At 60.4% G+C, this 18,116-nt stretch carries 19 protein-coding genes; 5 read left to right on the plus strand and 14 right to left on the minus strand.

Annotated features, from left to right (window positions below):
- Window positions 1–31: 31 nt before the first annotated feature.
- Window positions 32–397, minus strand: a complete 366-nt coding sequence (locus EYC95_RS12720; protein WP_256656954.1) for a DUF6124 family protein — start codon at window positions 395–397, stop codon at window positions 32–34.
- Window positions 398–883: 486 nt separating this feature from the next.
- Between EYC95_RS12720 and EYC95_RS12725 the strand changes: the two genes are divergently transcribed.
- Window positions 884–1,267, plus strand: coding sequence for a helicase (locus EYC95_RS12725; protein WP_131060673.1), 384 nt, complete (start codon window positions 884–886; stop codon window positions 1,265–1,267).
- A 317-nt stretch (window positions 1,268–1,584) separates the two neighbouring features.
- Here EYC95_RS12725 and EYC95_RS12735 read toward each other — a convergent pair whose 3' ends face one another.
- The 6 genes from EYC95_RS12735 to exbB form a co-directional block, all read right to left on the minus strand.
- On the minus strand, window positions 1,585–2,985 hold the full coding sequence (locus EYC95_RS12735) for an aminoacyl-tRNA deacylase and HDOD domain-containing protein (RefSeq protein ID WP_131060674.1): 1,401 nt from the start codon (window positions 2,983–2,985) through the stop codon (window positions 1,585–1,587).
- A gap of 78 nt (window positions 2,986–3,063) precedes the next feature.
- Window positions 3,064–5,139: an ATP-dependent DNA helicase RecG gene (gene recG, locus EYC95_RS12740; RefSeq protein ID WP_131060675.1), complete on the minus strand. Its 2,076-nt coding sequence runs from the start codon at window positions 5,137–5,139 to the stop codon at window positions 3,064–3,066.
- Between the two features lie 9 nt (window positions 5,140–5,148).
- Window positions 5,149–6,078 carry a hydrogen peroxide-inducible genes activator gene (locus EYC95_RS12745; RefSeq protein WP_131060676.1) on the minus strand — a complete coding sequence of 310 codons (930 nt, stop codon included), beginning with the start codon at window positions 6,076–6,078 and terminating at the stop codon, window positions 5,149–5,151.
- Window positions 6,079–6,356: 278 nt separating this feature from the next.
- Complete coding sequence (locus tag EYC95_RS12755; RefSeq protein ID WP_131060677.1) at window positions 6,357–7,106, minus strand: energy transducer TonB; 750 nt, start codon at window positions 7,104–7,106, stop codon at window positions 6,357–6,359.
- Window positions 7,103–7,531, minus strand: a complete 429-nt coding sequence (gene exbD / locus EYC95_RS12760) for a TonB system transport protein ExbD (RefSeq protein ID WP_010465232.1) — start codon at window positions 7,529–7,531, stop codon at window positions 7,103–7,105. The genes EYC95_RS12755 and exbD overlap by 4 nt, the downstream gene beginning before the upstream one ends.
- Before the next feature lie 6 nt (window positions 7,532–7,537).
- Window positions 7,538–8,503, minus strand: coding sequence for a tonB-system energizer ExbB (gene exbB / locus EYC95_RS12765; RefSeq protein ID WP_131060678.1), 966 nt, complete (start codon window positions 8,501–8,503; stop codon window positions 7,538–7,540).
- A 189-nt stretch (window positions 8,504–8,692) separates the two neighbouring features.
- Here exbB and EYC95_RS12770 point away from each other — a divergent pair, with 189 nt between their 5' ends.
- Window positions 8,693–9,550: an SDR family oxidoreductase gene (locus tag EYC95_RS12770; RefSeq protein WP_131060679.1), complete on the plus strand. Its 858-nt coding sequence runs from the start codon at window positions 8,693–8,695 to the stop codon at window positions 9,548–9,550.
- 140 nt (window positions 9,551–9,690) lie between these two features.
- On the opposite strand, the gene EYC95_RS12775 is transcribed toward EYC95_RS12770, so the two are convergent.
- From EYC95_RS12775 to EYC95_RS12800, 6 genes are all read right to left on the minus strand, one after another.
- A complete protein-coding gene (locus tag EYC95_RS12775; protein ID WP_131060680.1) occupies window positions 9,691–10,431 on the minus strand; it encodes a hypothetical protein in 741 nt (246 codons plus the stop codon).
- Window positions 10,432–10,487: 56 nt separating this feature from the next.
- A complete protein-coding gene (locus EYC95_RS12780) occupies window positions 10,488–10,868 on the minus strand; it encodes a RidA family protein (RefSeq protein WP_003229509.1) in 381 nt (126 codons plus the stop codon).
- A gap of 27 nt (window positions 10,869–10,895) precedes the next feature.
- The gene (gene spoT, locus EYC95_RS12785; RefSeq protein WP_131060681.1) at window positions 10,896–13,001 is read right to left on the minus strand and encodes a bifunctional GTP diphosphokinase/guanosine-3',5'-bis pyrophosphate 3'-pyrophosphohydrolase; all 2,106 of its coding nucleotides are present in this window, start codon (window positions 12,999–13,001) and stop codon (window positions 10,896–10,898) included.
- A 56-nt stretch (window positions 13,002–13,057) separates the two neighbouring features.
- Complete coding sequence (gene rpoZ, locus EYC95_RS12790; RefSeq protein ID WP_007894670.1) at window positions 13,058–13,321, minus strand: DNA-directed RNA polymerase subunit omega; 264 nt, start codon at window positions 13,319–13,321, stop codon at window positions 13,058–13,060.
- A gap of 167 nt (window positions 13,322–13,488) precedes the next feature.
- On the minus strand, window positions 13,489–14,109 hold the full coding sequence (gmk, locus tag EYC95_RS12795; RefSeq protein ID WP_131060682.1) for a guanylate kinase: 621 nt from the start codon (window positions 14,107–14,109) through the stop codon (window positions 13,489–13,491).
- 12 nt (window positions 14,110–14,121) lie between these two features.
- A complete protein-coding gene (locus tag EYC95_RS12800; RefSeq protein ID WP_131060683.1) occupies window positions 14,122–14,985 on the minus strand; it encodes a YicC/YloC family endoribonuclease in 864 nt (287 codons plus the stop codon).
- Window positions 14,986–15,264: 279 nt separating this feature from the next.
- Here EYC95_RS12800 and rph point away from each other — a divergent pair, with 279 nt between their 5' ends.
- Together rph and EYC95_RS12810 are read left to right on the plus strand one after the other, a co-directional pair.
- Window positions 15,265–15,987 (plus strand): ribonuclease PH, encoded by a 723-nt coding sequence (gene rph, locus EYC95_RS12805; protein ID WP_010465211.1) that lies wholly within the window; start codon window positions 15,265–15,267, stop codon window positions 15,985–15,987.
- 27 nt (window positions 15,988–16,014) lie between these two features.
- The gene (locus tag EYC95_RS12810; RefSeq protein ID WP_131060684.1) at window positions 16,015–16,383 is read left to right on the plus strand and encodes a DUF4870 domain-containing protein; all 369 of its coding nucleotides are present in this window, start codon (window positions 16,015–16,017) and stop codon (window positions 16,381–16,383) included.
- Between the two features lie 187 nt (window positions 16,384–16,570).
- Here EYC95_RS12810 and EYC95_RS12815 read toward each other — a convergent pair whose 3' ends face one another.
- A complete protein-coding gene (locus EYC95_RS12815) occupies window positions 16,571–17,350 on the minus strand; it encodes an exodeoxyribonuclease III (protein WP_007934608.1) in 780 nt (259 codons plus the stop codon).
- Between the two features lie 82 nt (window positions 17,351–17,432).
- Here EYC95_RS12815 and pyrE point away from each other — a divergent pair, with 82 nt between their 5' ends.
- Window positions 17,433–18,077, plus strand: coding sequence for an orotate phosphoribosyltransferase (gene pyrE, locus EYC95_RS12820; RefSeq protein ID WP_131060685.1), 645 nt, complete (start codon window positions 17,433–17,435; stop codon window positions 18,075–18,077).
- Window positions 18,078–18,116 lie beyond the last annotated feature (39 nt).

An 18,116-nucleotide genomic window follows, 5' to 3' on the forward strand; every position in this document is an offset into this window, starting at 1 on the left:
GAGCACGAGTTCGGCAGCCTCGCGTTTGAATTCAGCAGAAAAGGAACGGCGTTGTTTGGTCATCTGACACCTCGATCTGGCGAGCATTCTCGCCTAAATGGGTGTCCGGTTTCATTAGACCACTACATCGTGCACCGTCCACGTCGTCGGCCAGGTTGGCGGCGATGGCGCTGATGGATAGCAGGTCTTCCGAGGCGTTGGCCAGGAGGGCTTCGGTGTCGATGTCGGGGGAGACGGCGAAGAGGTTGCCTTTGCGAGGCTTGGGTTTATCGCCGGGTGGTGGGGCGAAATGGTGGTCGAGCGCGCGTTCGGCGGCTTCGTGGAGTTTCTTCGAATCGAGGGATTCGTAGGGGGAGGTGGCTTCGTTTTGTGGTGGATTGGGTGTTGGCTTGATCATATGAGTAGTACCGATATTAGGAGCTAATCACCGTTTCGCTTGCGCTTCGAATTAGGTGGCAGCTGTGTATAGGTGTGCAAGACCGGAATCGGCAAACCGGCAGACCCGAAGGCCTCCCACACACAGCCGCCATAACAATTCGCGAGCATAAGAAAACGCTCGATGAATAGCCATAACCGATTGTGTGCCGATCCCGGACTTGCACGTCCGTGTCACCGATTTTGCGGCGACGAACAAAGCCTATCGACGAAACCCAAGACTGCCTAGTTCACGAACAGCACCACGTGTTGAAGGAAATATCCGATGGAGTCGAGCGTAGAAAGATCAAAATCTTCACGCTTTTAAACACCCTCGTTTCGTCAATGACTTGGTAGTCATCAGCGTCAAAAACCACGGCATCTTCTTCTATCGCTGCACAACAGTGGCGTTCTCGCTTGAAGCCGCTACACTGCGCCGGCCGTTCACTTTTCTCTTGAGGCTGTGCGCATGAAATTTCGTTTTCTTCTGTGGATGCTGGGTTTGTTGATGGGTAAGGCCAGTCGGACTAATCCTGCGTTTCAGCAGCAGTTGGGTGACAAGGAATTGGTGTTCCAGCTACAGACCCTGGACGGGAAAGTGGCGCGGCATTTCTTTGTGAAGGATCAGCGCATTACCAGCAAGTCGGGCGTGTATGCCGAGTCGGCGTTTGCGATTGCGTTCAAGGATGCGGCGTATGGCTTTGCCACGATGCAGGCGAAGAACAAGCAGTTGGCGTTTATGACGGGGATTCAGGACAAGTCGATTCAGATCAAGGGGAATCCGGCGTTGGTGATCTGGTTTCAGGGGTTGACCAAGTATTTGAAGCCGCGCAAGGCTAAAGCCAAGACTTGAGGTTGATGGTTAACCCTGTGGCGAGGGGGCTTGCCCCCGTTGGGCTGCGAAGCGGCCCTAAAGCCTGAGACCTCGCTGCATCTGACACTCTGCGTTGGCTGGATTGCGACTGCTGCGCAGTCGAACGGGGATAAATCCCCTCACCACAGGGATTGTGGTGATTCAGAGATACCGCGTTGGATTCATCGCGAGCAGGCTCGCTCCCACAAGGGGCTGTGGTGATTCAGGTGGATCGGCGGGGGATTCTTCGCGGGCAAGCCTCGCTCCTACAGGGTTTTGGTGATCCCTTGTAGGAGCGAGGCTTGCCCGCGAAGCTTTTAGGCCTGGCTGAACTGCGAAGCGAGTTCGCGCAGCAGGACTTCAGCCTCAAGTACTTTACTGACGACGTCGTTGGCTTTGTCGCGGGTCAGGCCTACGCGTTCCAGCAGCGCATCCGGGATGTCTTCATCCGGGCCGGAGCCGATGCCGCGGCTGCGCAGCAGGCGTACGGCCAGGCAGACGAGGTTCGGGTATTCAGCGTAGGCACCGTCATAGCTCGGATCGTGCTGAAAGCGCAGCGCGGTGGCGAGTTCGTCGGGCATGTCCCAGTAGCGCATCAGCCAGGAGCCGATCTGTTCGCGGCTGATGCCGAGCAGGTGTTGCTCGACGTAGCTGTGGCATAGGTGCGGGTTGACTTCCAAATGGCGGCAGATCAGCGAGAAGTGCGGCGGGAAGACGTGGGCCAGCAGCAGGTAACCGAAGTTGTGCAGCAGGCCGGCGAGGTAGGTCAGGCCGGCTTCCGGGCGCTGGGCGCGGGGCATGGCGCGGGTCAGGCCTTCGATGACGGCGGCGGTGTAGATCGATTGCTGCCAGTACGGCGTGGTGTGTTGCGGATGGTCTTTGGGCAGGCTCAGGGTTTTGCCCAGGGCCAGGCCCAGCGCGAGGTTGATCACCAGGTCGAAACCCAGCACGCGCACGATCGCATCTTCCACTGAACGAATCTTGCCCGGCGACGCGTAGTACGGCGACGCGGCCCAGCTGACGACTTGGGCGGCCAGCGCCGGGTCGGTTTCGACCACGCCGGTGATGTCGTCGATGGTGGCGTTGGGGTCCACGCGCAACTTGATGATTTTCTGCGCGGTCTCGGCCAGCGGTGGAATTTCGATGGTCGCTTCCAGGCGTTGCTGGATGCGCCGCGCGGTGAACGCCTGGACGGCCTGGGTGATTTCCTCGCGGTCATCGTCGGGGCGGTCGAGGTTCGGGCGGATGCTGGTCAGGTTCTCGCCGAAATTGGCGGCGCTGGCCTTGGTCAGCATGGTCTTGAAGTCTTCGCTGGTGATTTCCAGCAGCAGGCCCGGCTCGCCCGAGTTGATCAGCAACTTCGGTACGCGCAGCAGGCTTTCTTCGTAGAGGCACGGCGAACTGGTCAGCGCCGGCAGGCCGGGCAGCAGGCTAAGGTTGTGTTTGCCGAGCATTTTTACCAAACGCTCGGTGGGCACGGCGGTGAGGCGGCGACCGGTTAATTCGGCGAGGCGATTGAGGTCCAGCAACTGGCTTTGCGGGAACAGCACCATCAGGGCACCGACCGCGTCGTCCACCAGCACCGCCTGCACTTTGCGCGAGGCGTTGAGGCCGTGGTGGTCGAGTACTTCTTCGTAGGCAATGCCCAATTTGCCCAGCAGCAGCCGAATAACAGACGGAGCGTGCAGGGTGTCGGGGGCGAGGGCAGCTTCTGTCATGGTCTGTATCCGAATTCAAACAATTGCGGGAGTATAACCAGCTTGTTTAAAAGCATCGTCCACAAACTGCGACGGTGCTCACACTTGGCCGTATTGCTGCCCATGGCGCAGCCAGCGGTCAAGCAGCGGGCTGACATGGTCCGGCCAGCGCTCCAGCAAGGCTTGGGCGGCGTCACGCACGGCGGGCAACAGGTCGGCATCGCGCATCAGGTCGGCGACCTTGAATTGCAGCAGGCCGGTCTGGCGTGTGCCGAGCATTTCGCCGGGGCCGCGCAGTTCGAGGTCTTTTTCGGCGATGACAAAACCGTCGTTGGTTTCGCGCATGATGCCCAGGCGCTGACGGCCGATCTGCGACAGCGGCGGATGGTAGAGCAGCACGCAATGGCTGGCGGCGCTGCCTCGACCGACGCGGCCGCGTAGCTGGTGCAACTGCGCGAGGCCGAGGCGTTCGGGGTTTTCGATGATCATCAGGCTGGCGTTCGGGACGTCGACGCCGACTTCGATCACGGTGGTGGCGACCAGCAGTTGCAGGTTGCCGGCTTTGAACTCGGCCATGACGGCGGCTTTTTCGGCGGGCTTCATGCGGCCGTGGATCAGGCCGACCTTCAATTCGCCGAGTGCAGCGGTCAAATCTTCGTAAGTGGTTTCGGCGGCCTGACAGGTCAGCTCTTCCGATTCTTCAATCAGCGTGCACACCCAATAGGCTTGGCGCCCTTCGGCACAGGCACCGCGTACGCGTTCGATGACTTCCACGCGCCGTGTATCGGTGACCAATACAGTGTTGACCGGGGTTCGGCCGGGCGGCAGTTCGTCGAGGATCGAGGTGTCGAGGTCGGCGTAGGCGCTCATGGCCAGCGTCCGCGGAATCGGCGTGGCGGTCATGATCAGCTGATGCGGACACATCCGCCCGCCGACGCCTTTCTGCCGCAATGCCAACCGCTGCTGCACACCGAAACGGTGCTGTTCGTCGATGATCGCCAGCGCTAGGTTCTTGAACTGCACTTCGTCCTGGAACAGCGCGTGCGTACCGACCACCATCGGTGCGCCGTTGGCGATCTGCTCCAGCGCCGCCACGCGGTTCTTGCCTTTGAGCTTGCCGGCCAGCCACGCGACTTCGATGCCCAGCGGTTCGAGCCAGCGCTTGAAGGTGATGAAGTGCTGTTCGGCGAGGATTTCGGTGGGCGCCATCAGCGCGACTTGATAACCGGCCTCCAGCGCCTGAAGCGCGGCGAGGGCGGCGACCACGGTTTTGCCCGCGCCGACGTCGCCCTGGATCAGGCGCAGCATCGGTTCGTGCTGGCTCAGGTCGTAGGCGATTTCGTTGCCGACCCGTTGCTGTGCGCCGGTTGGCGTAAAGCCGAGATTGGCCAGGTATTGCGCCGGCAGCCTGGTGGCTTTCGGCATGGCGGGTGCGCGCAAGGAACGCATGCTCTCGCGCAGGCGCTGCTGGGACAGTTGATGAGTCAGCAGTTCTTCGAAGGCCAGACGGTGTTGCGCCCAATGATGACCGAGGGCGAGTTCGTCGACGTCGGCGTCGGCGGGCGGGCGATGCAGGTAGCGGATCGCATCGGCCAGTGGCGCGAGTTGATAGTCCCGGGCCAGTTCGGTCGGCAGCCAGTCGGGCAGGCTGGTCGGGCCGAGCATCGTCAGTGTTTGCATGCACAGTTGGCGCAAACGCTGCTGGGTCAGGCCTTCGGTGAGCGGGTAGACCGGGGTCAGGGTTTCATCCACTGGCGGCGGCTCGTCGCCGGTGATGGCGCGGTATTCCGGGTGATAGATTTCCAGCCCCGACGCACCGGGCCGCGCTTCGCCGTAGCAGCGAATCCGCGTGCCGCGTTTTAGGCCTTCTTTCTGGGCGTTGCTGAAATGGTAGAAGCGCAGGCTGAGCCCGCCAGTGCCGTCCTGCAGACGCACAACGAGACTGCGGCGACGGCCCATGACCACGTCGGCGCCGCTGACGGTGCCTTCGATCACAGCGTCTTGCCCCGGTCGCAAATGGCCGATCGGGACCACGCGAGTGCGGTCCTGATAACGCAGCGGCAGGTGGAACAGCACGTCCTGGAGATTCTCCAGGCCGACCTTGGCCAATTTCTCGGCCATGGCTTCACCGACACCCTTGAGTGCCGTCACCGACACTTGCGACAACTCGGTCATGGCAGCGACTTAGGCCGCAACCACCGGTGCTTGCGGCTTGGCCACCGAGCACAGGCGAATGGAGTCAGCGAGGATCTCGATCGCTTTCGGACGCGGGAAACTCGCGCGCCAGGCGATGGCCACGGTGCGGAACGGCACCGGTGGCGACAGCGGGCGCACCTCGATAATGCCGGGGGCGTAGTGATGGCTGTCGACTGCCGACAGCGGCAGGATCGAGATACCGAGGCCGGACGCGACCATGTGGCGGATGGTTTCCAGGGAGCTGGATTCCACCGTGGTGTGCTTGGCGCCGTCATTGCCTTTGGCCAGGGTCGGGCAGGCTTCCAGCACTTGATCGCGGAAGCAGTGGCCTTCGCCGAGCAGCAGCAGGCTCTTGTCGTTGAGCAGGCTGGCGTCGATGGATTCTTTTTGCGTCCACGGGTGCTGGGCCGGCATCAGGACGTAGAACGGCTCGTCGTAGAGCTGCAGGGTCAGGACGTCGGCTTCATTGAACGGCAGGGCGATGATAATCGCGTCGAGCTCGCCGTTGCGCAGTTTGTCGCGCAGCACGTGGGTGAAGTTTTCTTCGATGTACAACGGCATCTGCGGGGCGACCCGGTGCAGTTGCGGAATCAGGTGCGGGAACAGGTACGGGCCGACGGTGTAGATCGCGCCGACTTTCAGCGGCGCGGTCAGCTGGTTCTTGCCAGCCTGGGCCAATTCGCGAATGCCTTGGGCCTGTTCCAGGACTTTCTGTGCCTGGGCAACGATGCCTTCACCGACCGGGGTCAGGCGCACGGCACTCTTGCTGCGCTCGAAAATCAGCACACCGAGTTCGTCTTCAAGCTTTTTCACGCCTACCGACAGGGTCGGCTGGCTGACATGGCAACGCTCGGCCGCGTGGCCGAAGTGCTGCTCTTGGGCGAGGGTAACGATGTAGCGTAATTCTGTAAGAGTCATAGCAAGCGTCCATGAAGTTGCGAGCCAAGCATACCGGCTGCAATCGATAGACGCACGTTATCAGACTGAGTGTGCTGAGTGACACCGGGTAATGCCGTTTTGCCGCAGGCAGATACGCAAAAGGCACCTCGGTGCCTTCATTGCTGGGGTCTTCTGGCTGGCAGATAACCCTGTGGGAGCGGGCTTGCTCGCGAAGAGGCCATAACATCCAACATCTTCGTTGTCTGTTGTTCCGCTTTCGCGAGCAAGCCCGCTCCCACATTGGTTCAGTGTTGCTTTTAGCGGCGGCGTTTTTCCAGCGAGTAAAGGAACGGCGCCGTGATTTCGATGGTGCCATTGGTCAGCATGTCGGCCGGCGGCTTGGGCAGCGGTTGGGCGAGGCGGATCATTTCCAGGGTGGCCCGGTCCAGATCGGCAGTGCCTGAACGGCCCACCAGTTCGTACGACAACACATTACCTTCGCCATCAACGATGAAGCGCAGACGGTTGGTGCCTTGCTTGCCCCGATTCTGTGCGCTCGCCGGGTACTTTTTGTACTTGCCCAAGTGCGCAAGCAAAGTGCCTTCCCAACTGGCCTTGGCAGCCTGTTGCGCCGGCGATGGACCCGGTGCCGGTTGCGCGGATTTCTCCGTCGGTGCCTGGGTTGGTTGCGCGTCGCTAGGCTTCTCCTCGGACGGCTTCTCCTTCGGCGGCTCCGGTTTTTTCTCCACAGGCTTGGGCGGTTGAGGCTTCGGCTTGGGCTTGACCGGTTTCGGCACCACGATCTCGGCCTTCGGCACTTCAGCCAGTTTCGGGATCGGCAGTTCTTCCACCGGGGCCGGTGGCTGTGGCGGCGTTATCACCTTCGGCGGTGCCGGCGGTGGCGGGGCGGGAACCGGTGCCAACTCGACCATCATCGCCTGCGGAGGCAGCTCAATGGGTGGGCGCGCGGTCCAGTTCATCGCCAGCGCAATGGCCAGCGCATGGACGCCAAGCACCACGGCCAGGCTCCCGCTGTAACGCGTCAGCTTATGGCGCGTCGTGATCATTTCTTGACTGCCGTCTCGAGCCCGACCAGACCGACCTTCAGGTAACCGGCGGAGCGCAGGTTATCCATCACGCTCATCAGGTCGCCGTAATCCACGCCTTTATCGGCCTGGAAGAAGATCGTCGTGTCTTTCTTGCCTTGGGTCCTGGCGTCGAGGGTGGCGCCGAGTGCTTCGGCCTTCACTTCGTCTTCACCGAGGAACAGGCGCTGGTCAGCCTTGACGCTGAGGAACACCGGTTTCTCCGGCCGCGGCGCCGGTTTGGCGCTGGAAGCCGGCAGGTCGACCTTGATGTCCACGGTGGCCAGCGGAGCCGCCACCATGAAGATGATCAACAGCACCAGCATCACGTCGATGAACGGCGTGACGTTGATTTCGTGGTTCTCGGCCAGATCGTCGTCTGCGCCTTCTTTCAAATGCAAGCCCATGGCTGATTACCCTACTTTGACCATGTGGGGTTGCGCGGAGCGCTCGGTGGTCGGCAGGTGATCGAGGTCACGGCTGACCAGCAGCAGGACTTCGGCCGAGGCATCGGACACTTGCGCTTTGTAACCGGCGATGGAGCGGGCGAAGACGTTGTAGATCACGACCGCAGGAATCGCGGCAACCAGACCCAGCGCGGTGGCCAGCAAGGCTTCGGCGATGCCGGGCGCCACGACGGCGAGGTTGGTGGTCTGGGTCTTGGCGATGCCGATGAAGCTGTTCATGATGCCCCACACGGTGCCGAACAGGCCCACGAACGGCGCGGTGGAACCGATGGTGGCGAGGACGCCGGTGCCGCTGCTCATGTTGCGACCGCAGGCCGCCACCAGACGCTCGAGACGGAAGGCCACACGTTCCTTGATGCCTTCTTTCTCGCGGCTGTTGACCGACAAACGCATCTCTTCCAGGGCGTCATGCACCAGCAAATTGGCGAGGGTGCCTTGCCTGGTGGCTGTCACACTGGCTTCTTTAAGGGTGGTGGCTTTTTTCAGGTGGACGATTTCGGTGCGCAGACGACGCTTGGCGCCCATCAGCTCGAAGCCCTTGGCGATCCAGATGGTCCAGGTGATGATCGAAGCGATGGCCAGACCGATCATCACGATTTTCACGATAATGTCGGCGTTCTGGTACATGCCCCATGGCGACAGATCGTGGGCCATGCCCAGGGTGTTGTCGGCTTCGAGGACTTCTGGAACGTCTTTGGCGTCTACTGCCTGGGCCGGGTCGGTTGCAACTGGCGCCACGGCGGGGGCAGCATGATCAGCCGGGGCTGGTGCAGCGGCGGCGGGAGTGGCGGGTGCTTGTGCGTCAGCGAAAGCGGCGGTCGGTGCCAGCATCAGGCTGAGCAGCAGGGCGGCCACTGCGCTCCAGGCGCGAGGTCGTTTGGTTGGCGAAGCGGGGAATTGATTGCGTGTCATGCTGGCCGGACCTGAAAGGAAAAGACGGTAAATGTTCTTCCAGGCCTCGTGAGGCCGAGAACAAAAGTGGCGTGCATTATTGCAAGTAATTCTTGTTAACAGAAGTAATAGAGTATCTTTTTTTCCTTCATTGCTAGCCGCTCGTCCTGTGCCGGCGCTAGTCTGTGCCTTTCTGATGGGAGTTTTCTGATGTCTGCGCCTTCTGTTTTGATCGCCGGTTGTGGTGATGTCGGCAGTCGCCTGGCCACGCAATTGGTAGCCTCCGGGTGGGAGGTCCATGGCCTGAGGCGTGATGTCTCGCGTCTGCCCGAGGGAGTCATTGGCGTCGCTGGCGACTTGTTTAATGAAGACTGCCCGCAGACCTGGCCCGTCGGTGCGGTGGACTACCTGGTGTATTGCGCGGCCGCCACCGATCACGATGAAGCCGGTTACCGGGCAGCCTATGTCCAGGGTTTGAAGCATGTGCTGGAGTGGCTGGACGACTATGGGCAGGTGCCCGATCGCTTGCTGTTCGTTTCCAGCAGCAGCGTCTATGGCCAGCAGAATGGCGAGTGGGTCGACGAGACTTCGCCGGCCCTTGCAGAAGGCTATTCGGGTCGATTGATGCTGGAGGCTGAGCAAGTGGCACTGCAAAGCGGCATCCCGGCGAGCATCGTGCGCTTGACCGGCATTTACGGCCCCGGCCGCGAATGGCTGCTGACTCAGGTACGTCGGGGTTATCGCGTGGCCGTTGACCCGCCGCTGTACGGCAACCGCATTCACGCCGACGACGCGGCGGGGCTTTTGGCTTACCTGCTTGAAGCGGATCGACGCGGGGTGGCGCTGGATGACGTCTACATCGGCGTCGACGACGCGCCTGCGCCGCTGGCCGAAGTGGTGGGCTGGCTGCGTGAGTACCTGGGCGTGACCGAATGGTCTGAAGATGAGAGCGTGCGGCGTACGGGCAGCAAGCAGTGCAGCAATGCCCGTGCGAAGGCCTTGGGCTGGGCGCCGAAGTACCCAAGCTATCGCGAAGGCTACGCCGCGATCCTTGAAGGCCGCTGCTGACTCCCATACACCCCAAACCAAATGTGGGAGCGGGCTTGCTCGCGAAGGGGCCATAACATTCAACACTTCTGTTGTCTGTCACACCGCTTTCGCGAGCAAGCCCGCTCCCACAGGGTTTCTTCTTTGCTGTTAGAGCCGGGTCACTGCTTTTCCAGCAACCACTTGCGATCACCCGGCGTGAACTGAGGCATTTCATCCGCCTGAGCAGTGTTCACCGCCTGCACAATCTCCAGCTCCTTGCCCTTGCGCGCAAAGATCCAGGTATTGCCCTGGCCGTTCACTTGCAGCCACATATTGTCATTGCCACCGCTCATCGACGCGCAATCGCCCGCCAGGCACAGGGCATAACGATCGGCGCCCGGTAGGCCGGCAACCTGGCCATCAGCCTGGAATTGCACGGTATTGCCTTCGCCCGGACCGCTGACGATTTTCCAGCTGCCGCCCATGTAGGCGGTGTACAGCGCGCGTTCGAAGCTCGCGCCAATCGGTGCGCCATCCGGCACCGGAATCAGCGCACGGTCAAAGACCTGCTCCGGCTCGTTCTCGCTGGCGGCCTGGCTCAGTTGCTTGCCGTCACGCTTCAACTCGCTGGCGGAGCTGCCATAAAAGTCGACTTTCCAGGCCGCGGACTCTTCGCCCAGCAGTTTGCCTTCGACATTTTCAAAACCGTTGGTGTAGCGGGCCTGAGCGGCCTTGGTGTTGACGTCCCATTCCAGGTTCGGGCCATAAGCCTGGAGCGCTTCACGCAGGGGGCCGCCTTTGGATGCAGCGTCGATCGCCACCTGATTGATCCAGGTGCCACTGATGTCACGGTCGGCAGGGTTGCTGGCACAACCGCCCAAGAGTAGGGCGACCAGCGAGAGAGCTAGCGCTTGGCGCATGGTGGAATCCTTTCAGAACGAAGACGACGCAGCCTATGAAGGCTGCGCCGGACGCATTACTCGATGACCAGAATGGCATCCATTTCAACCTGCGAACCCTTTGGCAGGGCGGCTACGCCGATGGCGGCGCGGGCAGGGTATGGCTGGTCAAAGTACTTGCCCATGATCTCGTTGACCTTGGCGAAGTGGCTCAGGTCGGTGAGGAAGATGTTCAGTTTGACGATGTCCTTGAACGAACCACCGGCAGCTTCGGCGACGGCTTTGAGGTTCTCGAACACCTGGACGGTCTGGGCTTCGAAGCCTTCAACCAGTTCCATGGTTTTTGGGTCCAGAGGAATTTGACCCGACATGTAAACGGTGTTGCCAGCCTTGATCGCCTGGGAGTAAGTACCGATGGCGGCCGGGGCCTTGTCGCTGGTGATAACTGTTTTGGTCATGAATGACTCCTTGTAATGGGTGGTGGCTTACGCACGCATGCGGGTGATGCGAATCACCCCGGTCAGGGCGCGCAGTTTCTTGATTACGCGGGCCAAGTGCACGCGGTCGTGCACGCTGACCACCAGTTGGACCACGCTGATGCGACCATCGCGTTCATCCATGCTGATTTTCTCGATATTGCCGTCGGCCGCGTTGACGCTGCTGGCCAGCAGGGCGATCAGGCCGCGCTGGTGTTCCAGTTCGACGCGCAGCTCGACGTTGAATTCGCCGGTGACATCCTTGGCCCACGAGAGCTGGATGCATTTTTCCGGGTTGTGACGGATTTCGCTGATGTTGCGGCAGTTGTCCAGGTGCACGACCATGCCTTTGCCGGCCGACAAGTGACCGACAATCGGGTCGCCCGGAATCGGTGTGCAGCACTTGGCGTAGCTGAGGACCAGGCCTTCGGTGCCGCGAATTGCCAGCGGGCCTTCCGGACTTGGCAACTGTTCGCCTTCACCGAGCAGGCGGCGCGCGACCACGTAGGCCATGCGATTGCCCAGGCCGATGTCTTCCAGCAAGTCTTCGATCAGTTCGAGACGATATTCGGCGAGCATCGCCTTGACGCGGTCGGCCGGTACTTTTTCCAGCGAGCTGTCGAAACCGTTGAGCACCTTGTTCAGCAGGCGTTCGCCGAGGCTGATGGATTCGGAACGGCGTTGCAGTTTCAGCGCGTGGCGGATATGAGTCCGCGCCTTGCCGGTGACCACGAAGTTGAGCCACGCCGGGTTTGGCCGCGCACCGGGAGCGCTGACGATTTCGACTGTGGAGCCGCTTTGCAGCGGTTCGGACAGCGGTGCAAGACGACGATTGATCCGGCAGGCGATGCAGCTGTTGCCCACGTCGGTGTGCACCGCGTAAGCGAAGTCGACCGCCGTGGAGCCCTTGGGCAGCTCCATGATCCGGCCTTTGGGCGTGAACACGTAGACCTCGTCCGGGAACAGGTCGATCTTCACACTCTCGATGAATTCCAGCGAGTTGCCGGCCCGTTGCTGCATTTCCAGCACGCCTTTGACCCACTGGCGAGCACGGGCATGAGTGCCTTTTGGCTGCTCGTCGCCGCTTGATTTGTAAAGCCAATGGGCGGCGATGCCGTTGTTGGCCATCTCTTCCATTTCACGGGTGCGGATCTGGATCTCGATCGGAACACCGTGCATGCCGAACAGCGTGGTATGCAGCGACTGGTAGCCGTTGGCCTTGGGGATCGCGATGTAGTCCTTGAAGCGCCCCGGCAGCGGCTTGTACAAATTATGCACAGCACCCAACACGCGGTAGCAGGTATCGACCTTGTCGACGATGATCCGGAACGCATACACGTCCATGATTTCATTGAAGGCCCGACGCTTGCCGCGCATTTTCTTGTAGATGCCGTAGAGGTGTTTCTGACGACCGCTGACTTCGCCCTGGATCTCGTCGATCGCCAGGCAATGGCTCAGCGACTCTTCGATCTTGTTGACGATTTCCTTGCGGTTGCCCCGGGCGCGCTTGACCGCCTGGTTGATCCGCGCGGAACGCATCGGGTGCATCGCCTTGAAGCCGAGGTCTTCGAATTCTATGCGGATGGCGTGCATGCCCAGCCGGTTGGCAATGGGCGCATAGATTTCCAGGGTTTCCTTGGCGATCCGCCGGCGTTTTTCACCGGACAGGACTTCCAGCGTGCGCATGTTGTGCAGGCGGTCGGCGAGCTTGACCAGGATCACGCGAATGTCGCGGGCCATGGCCATGGCCATTTTCTGGAAGTTTTCGGCCTGGGCTTCAGCTTTGGTCTCGAAGTTCATCTGGGTCAGTTTGCTGACCCCGTCGACCAGTTCGGCCACGGTTTCGCCGAACTGCGCTTGCAGCGCTTCCTTGGCAATACCGGTGTCTTCGATCACGTCATGCAGCATCGCAGCCATCAGGCTCTGATGGTCCATGTGCATTTCGGCAAGAATATTCGCAACCGCGAGTGGGTGCGTGACGTACGCCTCGCCGCTACGGCGGCGTTGGCCATCGTGGGCTTGTTCGGCGTAGAAGTACGCTCGGCGGACCAGATTGACCTGGTCCTTGCCGAGGTAGGTCGATAAGCGATCGGCGAGGGCGTCTATGCTCGGCATGATAAATCCTGCCGTTCGCTGTGACCCCGCGCCGTGCTACGTCGACCAGGCATGGCTTACACGGCCTCGTTGGACTCGTCCTCGAACGCTGCGAACAGCGGTTCGTCTTCGACGATTTCAGCATTGGCGATGAACTCGTAGCTCATCAGGCCTTCAGCGATTTCACGCAAGGCTACAACGGTAGGCTTGTCGTTTTCCCACTGAACCAGTGGCTCTTTGCCGCCGGTGGCCAGTTGACGGGCACGCTTGGTGGACAGCATGACCAGTTCAAAACGGTTTTCCACGTGGTTCAGGCAGTCTTCAACGGTTACGCGGGCCATGGTATTCCTCGGAGCGAATGCAATATGCGCGCTGCCCGGGTGGGCGAGCGGACTCAACAGTTTAAAAAATCACCAGCGATTAGGGAAGCGCTGATTTTTTGACCAAGCCCTTCAACGCGCTGCAAGTGCCAATGTAAAGCCCTTGCAACGGTTTTGGGAAGTGCTGATTAGCCGAGCAATTCAGCCAAAAGTTTTCCGTTACGCTGCTGCTGACGCTTCTGATGCAGCTGATTGGCACGGAAAATCGCCTGCAAATCCTTCAGGGCGTTGGCGAAATCGTCGTTGATGATCAGGTAGTCGTAGTCGACGTAGTGGCTCATTTCGCTGACGGCTTCGCGCATCCGGCCTTCAATGACCTCGTCACTGTCCTGGCCGCGATTGTTCAGGCGCTGATGCAACGCTTGCAACGACGGCGGCAGAATGAAGATCGAGCGGGCCTGGGGCATCAACTTGCGCACTTGCTCGGCGCCCTGCCAGTCGATTTCCAGAATCAGGTCGTGGCCTTCGTCCAGGGTCTGCTGCAAGTGGCTTTGCGAAGTGCCGTAGAGGTTGCCGAACACTTCGGCGCGCTCGAGGAAATCCCCGTGCTCGATCATTTTCACGAACTCGCCGCGTTCGACGAAGTGATAGTTCACGCCGTTCACTTCACCTGGGCGCATGGCGCGGGTGGTGTGGGAGACCGAGACGCGGATCTCCTGGTCAGCGTCGGTCAGGGCCTTGACCAGGCTGCTCTTGCCCGCGCCCGAAGGGGCGGAAATGATGTACAGGGTGCCGGTGCTGTGGGTCATGTCAGGTTTGCCTTACTCAATATTCTGCACTTGTTCGCGCATCTGCTCGATCAACACCTTGAGGTTGACCGCCGCCTGGGTGCTGCGCGGGTCGAAGGCTTTGGAGCCCAGTGTGTTGGCTTCGCGGTTGAGCTCCTGCATCAGGAAGTCCAGGCGCCGACCGGCAGCGCCGCCGGATTTGAGCACCCGGCGAACTTCAATGATGTGAGTGCTCAAGCGATCCAGTTCTTCGGCGACGTCGCTTTTTTGCGCGAGCATGACCATTTCCTGTTCCAGCCGCTGCGGGTCCATCTCGGCTTTCATGTCGGCAAAGCGGTCGAGGACTTTCTGGCGCTGAGTGGCAAGCATCTGCGGCACCAGCTCACGCAGGGTCACCACGTCTTCTTCAATGGAGGTCAGGCGATCATTGATCAACCGGGCCAGCTCCGCGCCTTCACGCTCGCGGCCGGCCTTGAGTTCCTTCAGGCCTTCGTTGAACAGCGCCAGTGCTTCAGCATTCAGGGCTTGCGGGTCGGTGGCGTCGCCTACCAGCACGCCGGGCCAGGCCAGCACTTCAAGCGGGTTGAGCGCCGCCGGATTCTTGATCAGGCCGGCGATGGTTTCGGCGGCAGCGACCAATTGCGCGGCGCGCTCGCGGTCCACTTGCAGGTGTTTTTCGGTGTTTTCTTCGGTAAAGCGCAGAGTGCATTCGAGCTTGCCCCGGGAGATTCCCTGGCGCAGCGCTTCGCGGATCGCACCTTCGAGGTCGCGAAACGACTCCGGCAGGCGCAGATGGGGTTCCAGGTAGCGGCTGTTGACCGAGCGCAATTCCCAGCTCAGGGTGCCTTGGGCGCCGGCTTTTTCAACGCGGGCGAAGGCGGTCATGCTGTGCACCATGGAGGTACCTCGCAATTCAGGTTTGCGTTACCAGAGGTTTCGCGTGACCCGATATCTGTGAATTAAAGCCGACAGGCAGCAAAGGCGCAGGATTGTAGCGCAGTGGGGTGGATGCGCCCAAACACACGGTGTGACAAAGGGCTGCAGGCCGTCGGTAAAGCGCTGTTCTAAGCTCTAGTAAGCGCCTTCAATCGTCGGGCGGATTTTTTAGAAGTGCCCAGTCTTGGCGCGCGGCTCTATAATGCTCGGCAGTTTTCCGTCCCCCGTACAGGTATTCCTATGAAACGTCCAAGTGGTCGCGCTGCCGATCAGCTCCGCTCGATCCGCATTACCCGCAACTACACCAAACACGCCGAGGGATCTGTACTGGTCGAGTTCGGTGATACCAAAGTCATCTGCACCGTCAGCGTCGAGAACGGCGTGCCGCGTTTCCTTAAAGGTCAGGGCCAAGGCTGGTTGACCGCCGAATACGGCATGCTGCCGCGCGCCACTGGCGAGCGTAACCAGCGCGAAGCGAGCCGCGGCAAGCAAGGTGGCCGTACTCTGGAAATCCAGCGTCTGATCGGTCGTTCCCTGCGTGCTTCGCTGGACATGTCCAAGCTGGGCGACGTCACCCTGTACGTCGACTGCGACGTGATCCAGGCTGACGGTGGCACCCGCACTGCGTCCATCACCGGCGCCATGGTTGCACTGGTCGATGCCTTGAAAGTGATCAAGAAGCGCGGCGGCCTGAAAGGCGGCGACCCACTCAAGCAAATGATCGCTGCCGTTTCGGTGGGCATGTACCAGGGCGAGCCTGTGCTCGACCTCGACTACCTGGAAGACTCGGCTGCCGAGACTGACCTGAACGTGGTGATGACCAGCACTGGCGGCTTCATCGAAGTTCAGGGCACTGCCGAAGGCGCACCGTTCCAGCCGGAAGAGCTGAACGCGATGCTGGAACTGGCGAAGAAAGGCATGACCGAAATCTTCGAACTGCAGAAGGCCGCACTGGCCGACTGATCGGATGTTCCACGCAAGGAGGACACCATGAGTGACGAGCAGCAGCTACTTCCCATCCCGAGCAAAGAAGTTCGGCAGTGGGCAATGTTTTGTCACTTGTCCGCCTTGCTGGGGATCTGGATTCCGTTCGGTACGTTGATCGGCCCGCTGATCCTCTGGCAGATGAAGCGCGAGATGGACCCGTTTGTCGATGCCCAGGGCAAGGAGGCGCTGAACTTTCAGATCACCGTCGCCATTGCTTCTGCCATCTGCTTCTTGCTGATGGTGGTGATCATCGGGTTCTTCATGTTTGGTCTGGTGGCGATTGGTGCGCTGGTGCTGACGATCATTGCCGGCGTCAAAGCCAATGAAGGGGTGCATTATCGGTATCCGTTCACGTGGCGGTTGATTAAATAAACGCCGCGTCCCCTGTAGGAGCGAGCGGTGCGGCGATCCGACTTGCCCGCGAAGAGGCCGTCACATCCGGCATAAATGTCGACTGTTAAATCGCTTTCGCGGGCAAGCCTCGCTCCTACAGGGTCGAGTCATTGCCCACAAAAAAGCCGACAGCGATGTCGGCTTTTTTGTATCTGCGAAAAAACGCTTAGATGGTCAGCGTCCAGTCGTAGTCCACGATCAGCGGTGCATGCTGCGAGAACCGTGGCTGACGTGGCAGGCGTGCGCTGCGAACAAAGCGGCGCAGACCCGGCGTCAGCAACTGATAGTCGAAACGCCAACCGAGGTTGAGCATTTCAGCCTGTTCGTTGTCCGGCCACCAGCTGTACTGGTCACCTTCACGGCTGACTTCGCGCAGGGCATCGACATAACCCATGTTGCCGACAATCTCGTCCATCCAGGCACGTTCAGGTGCCAGGAAGCCCGGGGATTGCTGGCTGTCGCGCCAATTCTTGATATCCAGCTTCTGTTGCGCCACGTACAACGAGCCACAGTAAATGTACTCGCGACGTTTGCGTCGCTGTTTATCCAGATAACGGGCGAAATCGTCCATTAGCTTGAACTTCTGGTTCAAGTCTTCATCGCCGTTCTGCCCCGAAGGAAGCAGCAAGGTCGCGATGCTGACCTTGTCGAAATCGGCTTGCAGGTAGCGCCCGTAGCGGTCGGCCGTCTCGAAGCCGAGACCGCTGATGACTGCCTTCGGTTGCAGCCGCGAATACAAAGCCACGCCACCTTGGGCGGGAACTTCGGCTTCGCAGGCATAAAGGAAGTAGCCATCCAGTTGGAAGGCTGGATCGTCCAGTTCAAAGGCGGAGGCGCGGGTGTCCTGCAGGCAGATGACGTCGGCATTCTGAGCTTGCAGCCAACTGAGCAAACCTCGCTCCACTGCAGCCTGAATACCATTGACGTTCACACTGATGATCCGCATAAATGGCCCCAAAAATCGCGTGCGTGTATGATACACGGCGTCAACCTAATTAGCTAAATCCGTGGTATTTGGGGTTTTTTTCATGCAAACGTATCAGCGCGATTTCATTCGTTTTGCCATTGATCGCGGCGTTTTGCGCTTCGGCGAGTTCACCCTGAAGTCCGGGCGCACCAGTCCTTACTTCTTTAATGCCGGCCTGTTCAACTCCGGTTCGGCCCTTGCGCAGCTAGGTCGTTTCTACGCGGCAGCCATCGTCGAGAGCGGTATTTCGTTCGACGTACTCTTCGGTCCAGCCTACAAAGGTATCCCTTTGGCGGCAACCACTGCAGTGGCCCTGGCCGAACATCATGGTCGTGATCTGCCATGGTGCTTCAACCGCAAGGAAGCCAAGGCCCACGGCGAAGGCGGCAGTCTGGTCGGCGCACCGTTGACCGGCGATGTGCTGATCATCGACGACGTCATCACCGCTGGCACTGCAATCCGTGAGGTGATGCAAATCATCGCTTCCCAGGACGGCGCCAAGGCTGCGGGCGTGCTCATCGCCCTGAACCGTCAGGAGCGTGGCAACGGTGAGTTGTCGGCAATCCAGGAAGTGGAGCGTGACTTCGGCATTCCGGTGATCAGCATTGTTTCGTTGAACCAGGTGCTGGAATTCCTGGCGGACGATCCGCAGCTCAAGCCGCATTTGCCAGCGGTTGAAGCCTACCGCGCCCAGTTCGGCGTCTGACGTAAAGGCCCTGTTTTTACAGGGCCTTTTTTTCATCTG

This window comes from Pseudomonas sp. BGI-2 (genome assembly GCF_004310295.1).
Taxonomy (GTDB): Bacteria; Pseudomonadota; Gammaproteobacteria; order Pseudomonadales; family Pseudomonadaceae; genus Aquipseudomonas.